Origin of the sequence: Streptomyces sp. NPDC005752 (genome assembly GCF_040630715.1) — a bacterium.
Taxonomy (GTDB): Bacteria; Actinomycetota; Actinomycetes; order Streptomycetales; family Streptomycetaceae; genus Streptomyces.
This window is the reverse complement of sequence record NZ_JBEXYB010000004.1, coordinates 35,128-49,515: the sequence shown is the minus strand read 5'-3', so window position 1 is coordinate 49,515 and position 14,388 is coordinate 35,128. Positions and strand designations below refer to the sequence as shown.

The window sequence follows — 14,388 nt, the reverse complement described above, 5'->3', positions numbered from 1 at the left end:
CCCTCCACACAGGAGTTGACCGGCCCGGCTCCACCGGCGGATCATCAGGGCGTGGACCGCCGGGGCGATCCGGGGGACGGCGGAGACCTATCGCGGACGGGGCGTCATGGCCGAGGAGCGCGGGACAGCGCAGCGACGCACGGCCGAGCGTCTGGCCGTGGTGTGCGCACACCTGGAGGACATCCGCAGTGATCTCCTCGCGGACAGCGGGGACGACAGCACCCTGCACGCGGTGCTGGGTGCTGTAGGCAGGGACGAGGAGGTTTCGCCCGCCCTCGAAGCACTGCACACCGCCCTGCGGGCCGGTGGCGACGCCCTGGGCCTTCGCGGCTACGCCGATGACGGGAACGTGACGCGTGGTCTGCGCCCCGTGGGCATCGGCGGCGGGGCATCGGGGGGCGGCGACGCGCTGGGAGGTGAGGTCACCTACGTGTGCCCGGCCCGGCGCTGCGCGCGCTTCTGGTGGCCGCAGGGGCCTGCCGAGGTGCCCGACTGCGTGATCACGGGTGCACCCTTGCGCAGGGAACGGCTCTGACCATGGGCAATCTGCTGTCGGAACTCGGCAAGAAGCTGGCTGAGCGCTGGCTGACCCTGCTCGTGCTCCCCGGTGTCCTCTACCTCTCCGTGGCCTGGGTGGCCCACGCCCTCGGCCATGCCCACGCGCTCGGGCTCGGCCGCCTGACGGACAGGATCACCGACCTGGCCGGCAGCCCCTCCCTCTCCGGAATCGGCGGACAGGTCGTGCTGCTCGCCGCCGTCCTGGCGGGCTCGGCCGCCGTGGGGCTCGTGGCGCAGACGCTCGGAGCGGTGGCCGAACGGCTGCAACTGGCCTCCGACCGGCACAGCTGGCCCGGGCCGGCGCGCCGGCTCGCGCACCGGTTCACGGTCCGGCGGCAGCAGCGTTGGGACCGCGCGGCCACGCGTTGGCACCAGGAGCGGGAAGAGGCCGCTCGCGCACTCGCCCACGGCGGACGAGTGGACCCGGCGGCGCGTCGGGACGCCCACGCCGCGATGGTCCGGATCTCCCTCGAGAGGCCGGACCGCCCGAGCTGGAGCGGCGACCGCGTGCACGCCGTGGCCGTACGCCTGGACCGCGATCACCACCTCGACGTCGCCGCTGTCTGGCCCCATGTGTGGCTGGTCCTGCCCGAGGAGATCCGCGCCGAGGTCATCGTCGCCCGGCAGGCCGTCACCCGGTCTACGGCGCTCGCCGCCTGGGCCCTGCTCTATCTGGCACTCACCCCGTGGTGGTGGCCCGCGGCCGTCATCGCGACGGCTCTCGCCCTCACCGCCCGGCACCGCACCCGCATGGCCTGCGACACCTACGCCACCCTTCTGGAGGCGGTCGTACGCGTCTTCGCCGGTGATCTCGCCGATCGGCTCGGCCTGGACTTCTCCCCTCCGCTCTCTCCCGGGACCGGGGAGGCTCTCACGCGTCACCTGACCGCGGGTCCCCCCGACAGGCCGTCGCCCGGAAGCTAGTTCGGTGTACCGGAACACCTCCGGTGCGGCAGACTCGAAGCCGGAGTCTTCGGCGTGAGCGGCCAACTCGGGGGAGTGCGAGGGTGAATCGACGCCTGTCCATGGCGCTGGCCGCGTACGGGGCCTGGAGTCAGGCGATCCTGCTGTTCCTGTTCGACCCGATGAAGCGGTGGATCACCGGGACGCTCGTGACCGGAGCGAGCATCGGGGACGTCCGGGTACTGGGGCTGTCGCTGGACGGCTTCGCGGTGCGCGGCCTCGATCACGTCGAGGGCTGGCTGCCGCAGCTCGTCTTCATCGTGTCGAGCGGCCTGTTGACCTACGGCGTGTTCCGGGGCGCGCCGGGACTCAAGCCGCATCCGCGGACGGTCCTCGCCCTGGCCGGGGCCGTACTGCTGGCCGCGGGTGTGGCGACGCTGGTCCGTCCGGCACTGGCACCGGGAACGGGTCGAGCCCTGCCCACGTACGGCGAGTGGCTCGGCAGCGCCCAGTTGGGCGCGGAGCCGGCTGTGGCCGCGCAGTTCGCCCTCTGCACCCTCTGGCTGCCCGTCACCATCTGGTTCCTCGTGTGGCGGTGCCGGAGCCGGCCGTCCGTGAGGGCCTTCTTCGGACTGCCGGAAGGCGCAGGGGCGAGCGCCGAGGAACCCGTCCCCCTGCTCGCGGCCGCGCGGGAGCGGCGGGACCTGGTGTACGCCGGGCTGATCCCGCCGGTGCTGCTGGCCGTGGCGGGCGGTCAGTTCCTCCGGCACACCGATGTGCGGCCGTCGGGCGTGCCGGACTCCATCACCTTCGACCCGCACCGCTGGGCCCCGTACAGCCCGCCGGCCCTGGTCGAGGAGTGGAGCGGCGTCCTCTATCCGGCCCTGCGTCTGCGCCCGCTCGACACGGAGAGGGCGGCCGGCTGGATCGCGACGCTCGCGGTCTGCGTGGTCTTTCTCGTGGCGACGGCGGTCGCCCTCCGCTCCGTCGCCCGGCGCGCGACGGCCGTGCGGGGGAGCGCGACGGCGCTCCTGCGTCTGTTCATGAAGGGCTGGTACGCGATGCTGCTCGCTGCCGTCGCCGCGGCCCTCGTGGACGGCTGGTTGCTGCAGTGGTTCGCCCCGCGCAGAGCGGATTCCGCGTCACCGCTGTGGGTGGCGGTCGGTGACGCCGTGCGGTTCGGGACAGCGTGGGGGTGGGCGACGGGGCTCGCGTGCTTGGGAGCGGTTCTGTTGACGAGGCGCCGTGGAGCCCGTGCGGCGCCGGGTGCGGACGTGGTCGAGGAGCAGTTGAACGATGCCTAGGAACCGACGTGTTGCCCGCAGGACGGACGCGCTCACCCGGGCGAGCGTGCGCAGGGGTGCCGGGACGCGCCCGGCCGGGGCCGAGGACACGCCGGCGGAGGAGCCGCCGGGCCGGATGCGGTACCTGAGGAGCCCGGCCACCTGGCTGGTGGGCATTCTCCTGGCGGTGGTGACCGTGACCTTCCAGGACGTGCTGGCGGCCTCGGTGAAGACGATCCTGCCGTTGGACCGGGTGCCGGACCGGCTCTCACCGCAGAACGCCATCGATGTGGTCGAGGTCAGGGACGTCAAGGACTTCGGCTTCTATCTGGTCCGCGACGGAGCGGACGGAAAACTGCTCGAAGAGCTGTCCTCGGCCGACTGGTGGCAGAACCGGAAGGCGGTCGACGTCGACGACGCGTACTGGATGATCACCTTGCAGGGCCGCGCGGCGCAGCAGGTCCGGATCACCGACGTCGTCCCCGAGCTGGAGGGCGGCTCGTGCAAGGCGCCCCTCCGCGGAAGCCTCGTCAATGCTCCGTCCCAGGGAGTCATGGACGTCATCCCGTTGGAGGTGGCGGTGGACTCACCGCAGCCCCGCCTCAAGGCATCCAAGAAGGACGGCAAGGCGGCGGAGCCTTACTTCACCGGGCCCGGGGCCAAGCACATCACGCTGAACCAGAACGAGACCGAGGCCTTCATCGTCCATGCGACGTCCGAGGACGGCTACTGCCGCTGGCGCTACCGCGTGCGCTACGAAGTCGGAGGCAGCACGGCCGAGATGACGATCGGTGCTCCGGGTGGCAAGCCCTTCGAGCTGACCGGACGGCTCGGCGACATGTCGGGCTACCGCAACGTCTACTTCCCTCCCCTCGCGTGCAGGTACCAGGGCTCTCACATGCCCGACACGTGGTACAGGCAGACGGGAGCGGAGTACGCCCGCGACCGCAAGGGCAGTGAAGAGCCTCTCTGCCCCAAGACCTGATTCACGACCGGCGACCGGGGCCTCTACCCGGCTGCGGTGACGGTCAGTTCGCTCACTCCCGCCGGCTTCTCCGCATCCGCCGAGTCGACCGTCACCCGGACCTGGCGGGCCACGTCCCCCTGCCGGTACGGGTGCCAGGTGCGGCCGTCGAGGGAGGTCTCCAGGGCGTGGGAGGCCGGTGCGACGTCCGTCCAGCGGGGCGTGAGCGAGGCGATCCGCGTCACGTGGCGCAGGGCCACCGTCAGCGTGCCCTTCGCGCCGTCCGGTGACCACGAGGTGGACGGGCTGCCGTCCACCGCCGCCTCGGCGTACAGGCCGGGGGCCTCGGAGGTCGCCGTCACGGGACGGCAGCGGGCCCTGTCGGTGGTCGGGTCGAGATCGGGGCGGCGGGTGGGCAGGGTGAGGGTGCCGGAGAGACGGCGCGGGCCCGCAGGGGTGTGGACGGTGAAGGGCGCGCCGCCCGTCAGCCGGACCGTGGTCCTGCGGGGGCCGACGGCGATGTCGTACGTACGGCCCCGGTAGTGCAGCCCCGTCAGTTCCACGCCCTCGCGGAGCTGCGGGGGCAGGAGCGGGTCGAGACGTACGCCGTCCTCGCGCAGCCGGAGGCCGGTCAGGCCGTGCGTGAAGACCTGGAGGAAGCCGCCCTTCCCGGTGAGGAAGTCCTCGGCGGGGAAGCCCGAGAGCGGGTCCGAGGCACCGGACTTCTCGCCCCGCGCCTCTGAGAAGAGGCTGTACGGCCCCCGGACGAACGGGCGCACGGCGCGCTGGAGGTAGGTGTACGTGGCGCAGCCCGGCTCCCCGATCGCGGCGGCGTCGACCGCGTGCACCGAGTCGGTCATCGCGGGGCCGTCCGGATCGGTGCGTGCGGCGTAGTGGTCGAGCGTCGCGGCTGCGGCGCCCTCGGCCATGGGCCACTCCAGCGGGTAGATCAGCAGCACCGTGTCGGCCTGCTTGATGGTCGAGCCGTTGTAGCCGGCGTACTGGAGGAACAGCTTCCGCTCGGCGTCGTACGGGATGCGCAGCCCGTCGGCGACCCGGGTCCAGCCGGCGGGTGCCCGGTGGCCGAGGAGCCCGGCGGCACGGGTGGCGTTGCGCAGGGCGGTGGCGGCGACCGCGTTGGTGAAGACGCCGTCCGTGACACCGTTGCTGTACTCGTCCGGGCCCGCGACGTTCTTCACCGAGTAGCTGCCGTCGGCGTTCGCCGTGGCGCGGGACTGCCAGAAGTCGGCGATGCCCTTCAGCAGTGGCCAGCCCCGTTCCGCCAGCCAGGCGCGGTCGCCGGTGGCCAGGTAGTACTGCCAGACGGCGAGGGCGACATCGCCCTGGAGGTGGTTCTGGGTGAGGCAGTGCGGCGGGTCCCAGCTCTGGCACTCGGAGTCCAGGCGCCCCCTGCTCGCGCTCGTCCAGGGGTAGAAGAGTCCCGCGTGGCCCAGCTTCTCCGCGTTCGCGCGGGCGGCACCCCGGGTGCGGTAGCGGTACTCGACGACGGAGCGGGCCAGTTCGGGGCGGGTGGCGAGCAGCCCCGGATACATCCAGGTCTCGGCGTCCCAGAACACCATGCCCGCGTAGTTGTCGCTGGTCAGACCGGCCGGGGCGATGCTGTCGGACGAACCGGGCCGGGTGTTGGCGAGCAGCCCGTACTGTGCCGCGCGCAGCCAGGCCTGCAGGTCCGGACTGCCGGGCGTTCGGACGTCGGACGCCCAGGCCCGGCGCCAGGCGGCGGCGTTGTCCACGAGGACCCCGGGCCAGCCACGCCGGACCGCGCGTTCCGCCGCGGCTGCCGCGGACGCGAGCGGGGTGCGAGAGGTGAGCGAGGTGTCGACGCCGACGTACTTCTCGAAGGTGTACGAACGTCCGGCCCTGACCCGGGAGGTGCGCGCGCCGACGGTGCCCCGCTGCGCGATCGCGCCCTCCGTGCCCGTGCCGAGCGTGCGGAAGGTGCCGTCGCAGGCCACCGTGACCCGGCGCGCCCCGCGCTCGTCCAGCCGGCCCGTGACCGTCGCGGTGCCGGTCCAGTGCGGTGTCATCCGCAGGCGTACGGCGCCGGTGTGCACGTCGGAGCGGTCGGCGAGCACCTCGTAGGTCAGGTCGGTCGCGCGGCCGTCGGCCGTGGTCCACCGCAGGGAGGTGACCACGACGCCGCAGCGCAGATGGAGGGTCTGGCGGTAGCGCGAGACCCGGCCGGCGGGCGTGGCGGAGCCGTACGTCTCGGAGCCGACGCGTACGCCGAGCGTGGTCCAGGACGGCAGCGCGGCGATCACCTCACGGCCCTCGGCGAGGTCCTTGTCGCGGGAGTAGAGCCCGGAGACGAAGGCTCCGTCGTACCGTGGTGTGTAGAGCGGCCAGCCCGTCTTCTCGCCGGTGGCGGCGTATCCCGCGCCGGTGGCGGGCACCCGGTGGCCCAGGTAGCCGTTGCCGACGTAGGGGTCGTATCCCCGGGCCTCGCCGAAGGTGGTGGACGTCGGTGTCCACGAGGCGTCGGAGGGAGCGCCGGTCCTTCCGCACACGGGGGCCGGGGCGGGTCCTTCGGCGGCGTACGAGAGCGGAGGCAGGGGGGCGGCCAACGCGACCGCGACCAGGGGCACGAGAACGGAGATGCGCTTGAGTCTCACCGCACGAAGGTAGGCAGGGCTACGCCCCCGGTGCGGTAACGGCGCGCGGGACGAGCGGACCGGTCCAGGACCGGAGGCAGGGAGAGCGGCATGTCGTATCCGGAACCCGTCTACACGGACGGCGCGGGCGAGATCAACGCGCAGTACCGTCCGGCCGGAACCACCCCGAATCTGCTGACGCGCAGCGGCGGCAGCACCCACTACCTGGCCACGACGGAGTCGACGCACGGCGAGTTCGGGCTGTACCGGATCAACATGGGCCCACGGGCCGGAGGCCCGGCCGAGCACTTCCACCGGTCGATCTCGGAGTCCTTCTTCATCCTCGACGGGACGGTGCGGATCTACGACGGCGAGCGCTGGACCGACGCCACGGCCGGCGACTTCCTGTACGTGCCCCAGGGCGGCCTGCACGCATTTCGCAACGACTCCGACGAACCCGCCTCGATGCTGCTGCTCTTCACACCGGGGGCGCCGCGCGAGGAGTACTTCGAGAAGGTGGGACAGGTCTCCGACTGGCCGGAGAAGGAACGGGCGGAGTTCTTCATCAAGCACGACACGTACTGGACGGGCTGACACCCGCCCGGGGTCTTCCGTTCGGATCAGGCTGGATCAGGCCCCGCGGGGCCCCAGGCCGCGAGGCCAGTCTTGAGGCCGGCTCCGCAGAGCGGGACGACCACGCTCCGGTCCGTCACGTCGCCCACGGCCGCCCAGCAGGCTACACCGGTCGTCTCGACGAAGAAGCCCCGTGCGGCCAGGTCCGTCTGCGCCGTTCGGATCCGGTCCTCCGTCACCGTCAGGAAGGTGCCGCCCGACTCGCGGACGGCGGCGAGGATCTGCCGGGCACGCGGCGGCCGGGGGATGGCGATCCCCTCGGCGAGGGTGGGCGCTGCCCGCTCCGGGGCGCCGGACAACTCGTCGGCCCCCGCCCGGAAGGCGGTGGCCAGCGGGGACACGGCCTCGGCCTGTACGGCGATCAGAGCCGGGCGGCGGTCGATCAGGCCGTGGGCCAGCAGCTCCGCGGTGGCCAGGGCCGCACCCAGGAGCAGGGTGCCGTTGCCGACCGGTACGGCGATGGCATCGGGCAGGGTGCCGCCGAGCTCCTCCCAGATCTCGTAGACGTACGTCTTCGTGCCGTGCAGGAAGTACGGGTTGAAGACGTGCGAGGCGTAGAAGGTGCCGGGTGCACCGGCGGCGGCCCGGGCGGCCGCAGCCGTGGCCTCCCGGCCGCCGGGCACGGTCCGGAGGCGGGCGCCGTGGGCGCGGATCTGTTCGGTCTTCTTGGGGGAGGTCCCCTCGGGGACGTAGACCGTGCACGGCAGCCCTGCCCGGGCGCAGTACGCGGCGACGGCCGTCCCCGCGTTGCCGCTGCTGTCCGCGACGACCCGGTCCGGGGAGAGTCGGCGGGCCAGTTCGGCCAGCATCACCGCGCCGCGGTCCTTGAAGGAGAGCGTGGGCATCAGGAAATCGAGCTTGGCCGAGACGTTGCCGGTGAGAGGGACGAGAGGGGTCCGCCCCTCCCCGAGGGAGACGGCGGGAGCGGCGAGGGGGAGCGCCTCCTCGTAACGCCACAGTGAGTTGACGCGCCCGCCCAGGGATTCGAGACGGACCGGTGGCAGGGCGCCGGTGTCGAGGTCCCACGGACCCCCGCAGACAGGACAGCACCAGGCCAGCGTGGTGGAGTCGGCCCGGGAGCCGTCCTGCGGGCAGATGTACGTCGCTGTGGGCATGCGGGTGTCGGCCATGGGACGAATCTATTTCCCTGCCGTGCCCGTTTCCCAGCCCCGGCGGGTGGCGGCCATGGCATACCTGGCGCATACCTGGGTCAGGTATGCGCTGGTGAGCGGGAAATCATCACTTCGAGTGAAACTCTGGCCCGTGCTTGCGGTACTCAACCCACGGTTGCAACGCTGTTGCTGTCTGTCAACCTGTTGGGAGTGGCCTGTGCCTTTCGGTGAGCAGCCCGCCTATCTGCGCGTGGCGAGCGATCTCAGGACGAAGATCGTCAACGGCGCGCTGCCGCCCCATACGCGTCTGCCGTCGCAGGCCCGCATCCGCGAGGAGTACGGCGTCTCGGACACCGTGGCGCTGGAGGCGCGCAAGGTGCTGATGGCCGAGGGGCTCGTCGAGGGGCGGTCGGGCTCCGGCACCTATGTGCGCGCGCGTCCGGTCCCGCGCCCGATCGCCCGCTCCGGCTACCGGCCGGGGGCGGGGGCCACCCCGTTCCGCCAGGAGCAGACGGCCGACGGGGCGCGCGGGACCTGGGAGTCCCGCAGTGAGCAGGAGGGGGCGAGCGCCGAGATCGCCGAGCGGCTCGGCATCGAGCCGGGCGACCGGGTGATGCGTACGGGGTACGTCTTCCGGGACGCGGGCGAGCCGATGATGCTGTCGACGTCCTGGGAGCCCCTGGCCGTCACGGGACGCACGCCGGTGATGCTGCCGGAGGAGGGGCCGCTGGGGGGCTGTGGGGTCGTCGACCGCATGGCGGCGATCGGCGTCGTCGTCGACAACGTGGCGGAGGAGGTCGGCGCCCGCCCGGGGCTTGCGGAGGAGCTCCTGGCGCTCGGCGGCGTACCCGGCCATGTGGTCATGGTCATCGGGCGGACGTACTACGCGTCGGGGCTGGCGGTGGAGACCGCCGATGTGGTCGTGCCCGCCGATCGCTACCGGATCGCCTACCATCTGCCGGTCAAATGACCGCCGGCGTTCGACTCTTCTGCGCCGCGCTAAGTGCGGGCCATCACCCGCCGTCCCTCCGCCACGACCGCGGTTTCTCCCGGTGCTGGTCGCCTCGACGGTCAGGGGGACGGCGCCCGGTGGCATGACTGGCCGGTCCGCCAGGGGAGGGTCCGCCCCTGTGCTGCTCGCCAGGGGCGGAGTGCGGAGGTGCGAGCCGCACGTGGTCCGCAGTCGGCCCGGTGGTGACGCCGATGACGGCGACGCGGGTACCGGCCCGCTCACACGAGGGGCGCATTCGGGGGGTGCGCCCCTCTTCGTTGTGACCGGATGCGTATCTCTTTGTGTAAACACGCATCCGCTGAGTGAAGGTCAGGCGTACGCTCGGGCATATGCGTACAGCGGTTTCCTGGGGATCCTTAGAGACGTGCACGCCGGTGGGGAGAGGGGCGAGATGCTGGGGAGGGACGCCATGACGGACAGCGGCGCCGTGCTCCCCTGGCTGGTCATCAGACAGGACGACAACGGCAACAGGTACCGCGTCGGGCGCTACGCGACCCAGGACGAGGCACAGAAGATCGCTGACGGCCTCGACCGTCATGGACACAAGCAGCTGTACTGGGTGGAGCGGACGAGCCGGAGCGCGCGCCCGTAAGGCCTCTCGGTCGCTCCCGGCCGGAGCGGGGTGCGGTGCCGGGGGCACGCGAGCCTCGCATGATCCGGACGGATCCTCGGGTGCGGGCCCGGAGAGCGATTACGCTCCGGCGCATGAGTGATTCCGTGGTGGTGGCCGGGGCCGTCTGCGACGGCGGGCGGCTCCTCGCCGCCCGCCGTAGCGCGCCGCCGGAGCTGGCCGGGCGCTGGGAGCTGCCGGGCGGCAAGCAGGAGCCGGGGGAGAGTGGCGAGCAGGCGCTCGTGCGGGAGCTCCGGGAGGAGCTCGGAGTGGAGGCGGAGCCTCTGGAGCGCATCCCGGGGGAGTGGCCGCTCAAGCCGGGCCTCGTGCTCCAGGTGTGGACCGTCCGGCTGCTGTCGGGTGAGCCCCGCCCGTTGGAGGACCACGACGAGCTGCGCTGGCTCGCTCCCGGGGAGGCGGGGACCGTCGACTGGCTGGACCAGGACCGCCCCGCTGTGGCCGAAGCCGTGCGCCGTCTGCTGGATGCCTCGCAGGTCTGAGTTCCGGCCGCGACGACCCGTGGCCAGGGGGGGCCCTCGCGTGCCCCGCGGTCGGGAAGGCGCGCAGGCGTGAGAACGATAGGTCACTGTCTGCGATAGGTTGTTTCGGATATCGGGTATGTGCCGATTAGACCCTTTGGATAGGGTGCGACCCCGCTGCCGGCCCTGGGAAGTGATCGGCGTGACCGATACCGAAGGTGATTGTGCCGAGTGGAGCTTCCCGGCGGTGCCGGGCTCCGTGCGCAGCGCCAGGCATGCGGTCCGTGACGCACTGCACCAGTGGGGCTTCGACTCGGCGGTGGGCGATGTCGCCGTACTGCTCGTGAGTGAGCTGGTGACCAATTCCCTGCGCCACGCGGAGGGCCCCATCGGGGTCCGGCTGAGGTGGTCGCATCCTCGTGGTGGCGGGCCCGGCACGGGCTCCGAGGCGCGGGGTCTGCTCGTGGAAGTCTCCGATCCGGTTCCGGATCCGCCCACCGAACGCAGTGCCGGACCCGAGGACGAGGGTGGCCGTGGGCTGCAGCTCGTGGCATGTTCCGCGCGTAGCTGGGGGACCCGGCGCGGAAAGAGTGGCAAGACCGTGTGGTTCGAGCTCGCTCTGCCTGGTTAGGAGTGGAAGGGGACGCACAGCGATCACCGGAGGTCGGGCAGGATCTGGCTGAAAGGGACTGAGACCGTGCTGTGATCGTGAACGCCGTGCCGGTGAGGCCCGTAGTGCTGAATACTGCGGGCAGGACCGGTCCGGTGTGTGAGCTGGAGGGGACGGTCGCGTGAGCGAGATACCTGGGACGGCGGGCGACGTCATGTGGCAGAGCAGCCCGCCCGGCTCGATATATGACTACATCAAGGTCGCCTCCTTCTCGATCGGGGCCGACGGTCTGATCGAGCAGTGGAGCCGGCGTGCCGCCGGTCTTTTCGGCATGGCCTCCGACGAGGTGGTGGGCAGGGACCCGGTTGAGGCGTTCATGCCCACCGAGCTGCGCCCGGACGCCCACCGGCGGGTCGGCGAGATCCTGGACGGCAAGGAGTGGACGGGCCTCGTCCCGTTCCGGATCCCGGGCGAGAACGCGGTGCGCGGGCTGGCCGAGATCTACGTCATGCCGAGCGAGACGGAAACCGGTGAGCGCGCGGCGCTCTGCATCGTCGTCGACGTCAGAGCGCTACGGCGGATCGAGACGGATCTCGCCGCCTCGCAGGCGATTTTCGGCCAATCTCCCTTCGGTTTCGTCCTCTTCGGTACCGACTTCACCGTCGTGCGCGCCAACAAGCGGTTCGCCACCGTCTTCGGCGGCGAGGCCGACGACCACTGCGGCCGCACGGTGGACGACTACCTGGCCCGCACGGAGGCCGAACGCCTCTCCGCCACACTCGAGCGCGTTCTCGAGACCGGCGAGGCCGTCACCGATCTCCAGCTCGTCGGCACCCCGCCCGGCTCCGTCGGCCGCCGCCACTGGTCCATGAACCTCTACCGGGTGCACAGCGGTTCCGGGCGTCCCGTCGGTATCGCCGGACTCGCCACCGACGTCACACAACGGCACATCGCCGCCCGCGAGGCGGCCAGCGCCCGCCGCAACCTCGCCCTGCTCAACGAGGCCAGCGCGCGCATCGGCAACTCCCTCGACCTGGAGACCACCGCCCGCGAACTGCTCGACGTCGCCGTGCCCGGCTTCTGCGACCTCGCCTCCGTCGACCTCTACCAGGGGCTGCTCACCGGCGAGGAGGCCTCGCCCGCCAGTTGGGGCAGGCACCACCAGGAGTCGGGCACGGGTTCGGCGGATCTGCGCCGGGTCGCCCACGCCAGCGCCGTGTCCGACGGGCTCGCGGGAGTCCTCCCCGGCGGCGGCGGTGTCACCGCCGCAGACGGAGACGCGGGCCCGCCCGCGCTCGGCTCGGTCCACCGCTACGCCTTCCACTCGCCCTGCGCCGTCGCCCTGCGCACGGGCCGTGTCGAGGACGTGCCGGGTGACGAGCGCGGATTCGTCCACTCCACCCTCGCCGTGCCGATGGTCGCGCACGACGTCGTCGTCGGCCTCGTCCAGTTCTCCCGCACCAAGGGCAGCGAACCCTTCGGCGAGCGCGACCGGGCTCTCGGCACCGAGCTCGCCGCCCGCGCCGCCGTCTGCATCGACAACGCCCGCCTCTACCGCCGGGAGCACGAGCGGGCGCTCATCCTCCAGCGCAGTCTGCTGCCGCCGGGAGACCCCGAGGCGGCCGGGCTGGACATCGCCTGCCGATACCTTCCGGGCAACACGGCCACCGAGGTCGGCGGCGACTGGTTCGACGTGATCGAACTCCCCGGCCACCGCACGGCCCTGGTCGTCGGCGATGTGATGGGCCGTGGACTACGGGCGGCCGTCGCCATGGGCGAACTGCGCACCGCCGTAAGGACACTGGCACTCCTGGATCTGGAACCGGCCGAGGTGCTCTCCGCCCTGGACGAGGTCGCCCGCGGCCTCGGCACCCCGGGCGGCGGCGGGCGGAGCGAGGGCTTCGGTGCGGGCGGCGGCGCCCAGTGGCCCTCGCGCGCCGCCCACAAGTCACGCGATGCCGACCTCTCCGAGGTCTACCTGGCGACCTGCGTGTACGCGGTGTACGACCCGGTCACCCGCCGGTGCACCTTCGCCAACGCCGGTCATCTGCCCCCTGTGGTGGCTGAGCCGGGCGAGCCCGCCCTGCTGCTCGACGTACCGCCGGGCATGCCGCTCGGAGTCGGCGGCGAACCCTTCGAGGAGGTCGAGGTGGAGCTCAAGGAGGGTGCCCTCCTCGCCCTCTACACCGACGGGCTGGTGGAGTCCCGCGACCATCCGCTGGACGAGGGCCTGGACGCGTTCCGGGAGGCCCTCGCCGAACCGTCCCAGCCCCTCGAAGACGTCTGCGACCACGTGCTGTCGACCCTCGACACCCGGCACGGCGAGGACGACATCGCCTTGCTGATGGCCCGTATCCAGGGCCTCGCCCCGGACGCGGTGGGTGACTGGCGGCTGCCGCGTGAGCTCCGTTCCGTCGCCCGCGCACGCGAGCTCGCCCGCACACAGCTCACCGCCTGGGGCCTCGACGACCTGGTGGACACCACCGAACTGCTCGTCAGCGAACTCGTCACCAACGCCCTGCGCTACGGCGAGGGCGAGATCAGGCTCAGGCTGCTCCGCGACCGCACGCTCGTCTGCGAGGTCTGGGACGCGGGGCTCGTCCAGCCGAGGCGACGGCGGGCGCGCGACACCGACGAGGGTGGGCGCGGACTGCAACTGGTCGGTCTGCTCAGCGCGGCCTGGGGCTCACGGCGCACCCCGCGTGGCAAGACGGTGTGGTTCGAGCTGGCGCTGCCCGACGGGGCGCCCGCCGCCGAGCTCTCCGTGGAGCAGCTCCTGAGCATGTACTGACGGGCCCGTCGCGGCGGCGCCGGGGCGCCGCCGGTCACGAGGCGGACTTCAGGGCGGCGAGCCGGGCCTCGATCTCCGCGCTGTCGCCGAGGCTGTCCAGCTGCTCGAACTGGGCGTCCAGGGACGACGCGGCGAGCTCCTGCTTGCCGACCGCCCTGGCCTCCTCACGCCGCACCTTGTCCTCGAAGCGGCCGAGCTCGCTCGTCGGGTCCATGACGTCGATGCTCTTCACCGCGTCCATCATCCGGTTCTGAGCCCGTGCGGAAGCTGCGCGGGCGACCAGCTCGTCACGCTTGGACTTCAGCTCGGTCAGCTTGTTCCTCATCCGGTCGAGGCCCGACTTCAGTTTGTCCACCACCACCGTCTGCGAGGCGATCGTCGGCTCGGCCGTCTTCGCCTCCTGCTCCGACTGGAGCTGCCGTCCGAGTGCCACCTTCGCGAGGTTGTCGAACTTGTCGGCGTCCACGCCCGCCCCGGCGGCCCGCAGCTCGTCGGCCTTCCTGCTGGCGGCGAGCGCCTTCTGTCCCCACTCCCGGGCCGCGTCGACATCCTCCCGGTGGTCCTCCTCCAGCAGCCTGAGGTTGCCGATGGTGGTGGCCACCGCCTGTTCGGCCTCCGCGATGTTGTCGGTGTAGTCGCGGATCAGCTGGTCCAGCATCTTCTGCGGGTCCTCCGCCTGGTCGATCAGGGCGTTGATGTTGGCCCGGGCCAACTGGGTGACGCGGCCGACGACGGTCTGCTTGGTCATGGCACCTCTCCTTGCGCGGAATCCTGTCGTGCTGAAGCCGGTGTGGCGTGCTGCCGGACAGTCGGTGTGGCGT

General features: G+C 72.1%; 13 protein-coding genes. 10 read left to right on the top strand and 3 right to left on the bottom strand.

All coding sequences use genetic code 11. The features are described from left to right. The first annotated feature begins 106 nt into the window (after nt 1-106). The 4 genes from ABZ441_RS04625 to ABZ441_RS04610 all read left to right on the top strand — a co-directional run bounded on the left by ABZ441_RS04625 (nt 107) and on the right by ABZ441_RS04610 (nt 3,729). Nucleotides 107-535, top strand: a complete 429-nt coding sequence (locus tag ABZ441_RS04625; RefSeq protein WP_358968303.1) for a hypothetical protein — start codon at nt 107-109, stop codon at nt 533-535. A 2-nt stretch (nt 536-537) separates the two neighbouring features. Further along, nucleotides 538-1,482: a hypothetical protein gene (locus tag ABZ441_RS04620; RefSeq protein ID WP_358968301.1), complete on the top strand. Its 945-nt coding sequence runs from the start codon at nt 538-540 to the stop codon at nt 1,480-1,482. Between the two features lie 83 nt (nt 1,483-1,565). Further along, complete coding sequence (locus ABZ441_RS04615) at nt 1,566-2,765, top strand: hypothetical protein (protein ID WP_358968299.1); 1,200 nt, start codon at nt 1,566-1,568, stop codon at nt 2,763-2,765. Then, nucleotides 2,758-3,729, top strand: coding sequence for a hypothetical protein (locus ABZ441_RS04610; protein ID WP_358968297.1), 972 nt, complete (start codon nt 2,758-2,760; stop codon nt 3,727-3,729). The genes ABZ441_RS04615 and ABZ441_RS04610 overlap by 8 nt, the downstream gene beginning before the upstream one ends. A 23-nt stretch (nt 3,730-3,752) precedes the next feature. On the opposite strand, the gene ABZ441_RS04605 is transcribed toward ABZ441_RS04610, so the two are convergent. Continuing rightward, nucleotides 3,753-6,341: a glycosyl hydrolase family 65 protein gene (locus ABZ441_RS04605; RefSeq protein WP_358968295.1), complete on the bottom strand. Its 2,589-nt coding sequence runs from the start codon at nt 6,339-6,341 to the stop codon at nt 3,753-3,755. 90 nt (nt 6,342-6,431) lie between these two features. On the opposite strand from ABZ441_RS04605, the gene ABZ441_RS04600 reads away from it, so the two are divergent. After that, nucleotides 6,432-6,914, top strand: coding sequence for a cupin domain-containing protein (locus ABZ441_RS04600; protein WP_358968293.1), 483 nt, complete (start codon nt 6,432-6,434; stop codon nt 6,912-6,914). Between the two features lie 26 nt (nt 6,915-6,940). Here ABZ441_RS04600 and ABZ441_RS04595 read toward each other — a convergent pair whose 3' ends face one another. Continuing rightward, complete coding sequence (locus ABZ441_RS04595; RefSeq protein WP_358968290.1) at nt 6,941-8,083, bottom strand: threonine synthase; 1,143 nt, start codon at nt 8,081-8,083, stop codon at nt 6,941-6,943. A gap of 199 nt (nt 8,084-8,282) precedes the next feature. Between ABZ441_RS04595 and ABZ441_RS04590 the strand changes: the two genes are divergently transcribed. From ABZ441_RS04590 to ABZ441_RS04570, 5 genes are all read left to right on the top strand, one after another. Next, the gene (locus tag ABZ441_RS04590) at nt 8,283-9,035 is read left to right on the top strand and encodes a GntR family transcriptional regulator (RefSeq protein WP_358968287.1); all 753 of its coding nucleotides are present in this window, start codon (nt 8,283-8,285) and stop codon (nt 9,033-9,035) included. A gap of 451 nt (nt 9,036-9,486) precedes the next feature. Next, nucleotides 9,487-9,669 carry a hypothetical protein gene (locus tag ABZ441_RS04585; protein WP_033298025.1) on the top strand — a complete coding sequence of 61 codons (183 nt, stop codon included), beginning with the start codon at nt 9,487-9,489 and terminating at the stop codon, nt 9,667-9,669. A gap of 113 nt (nt 9,670-9,782) precedes the next feature. After that, the gene (locus tag ABZ441_RS04580) at nt 9,783-10,187 is read left to right on the top strand and encodes a (deoxy)nucleoside triphosphate pyrophosphohydrolase (protein WP_205018635.1); all 405 of its coding nucleotides are present in this window, start codon (nt 9,783-9,785) and stop codon (nt 10,185-10,187) included. Between the two features lie 172 nt (nt 10,188-10,359). After that, a complete protein-coding gene (locus tag ABZ441_RS04575; RefSeq protein WP_358968285.1) occupies nt 10,360-10,797 on the top strand; it encodes an ATP-binding protein in 438 nt (145 codons plus the stop codon). A gap of 193 nt (nt 10,798-10,990) precedes the next feature. Next, on the top strand, nt 10,991-13,567 hold the full coding sequence (locus ABZ441_RS04570; protein WP_358968814.1) for a SpoIIE family protein phosphatase: 2,577 nt from the start codon (nt 10,991-10,993) through the stop codon (nt 13,565-13,567). 34 nt (nt 13,568-13,601) lie between these two features. Here ABZ441_RS04570 and ABZ441_RS04565 read toward each other — a convergent pair whose 3' ends face one another. Beyond that, nucleotides 13,602-14,315 (bottom strand): PspA/IM30 family protein, encoded by a 714-nt coding sequence (locus ABZ441_RS04565; RefSeq protein ID WP_358968283.1) that lies wholly within the window; start codon nt 14,313-14,315, stop codon nt 13,602-13,604. Between the last annotated feature and the right edge of the window lie 73 nt (nt 14,316-14,388).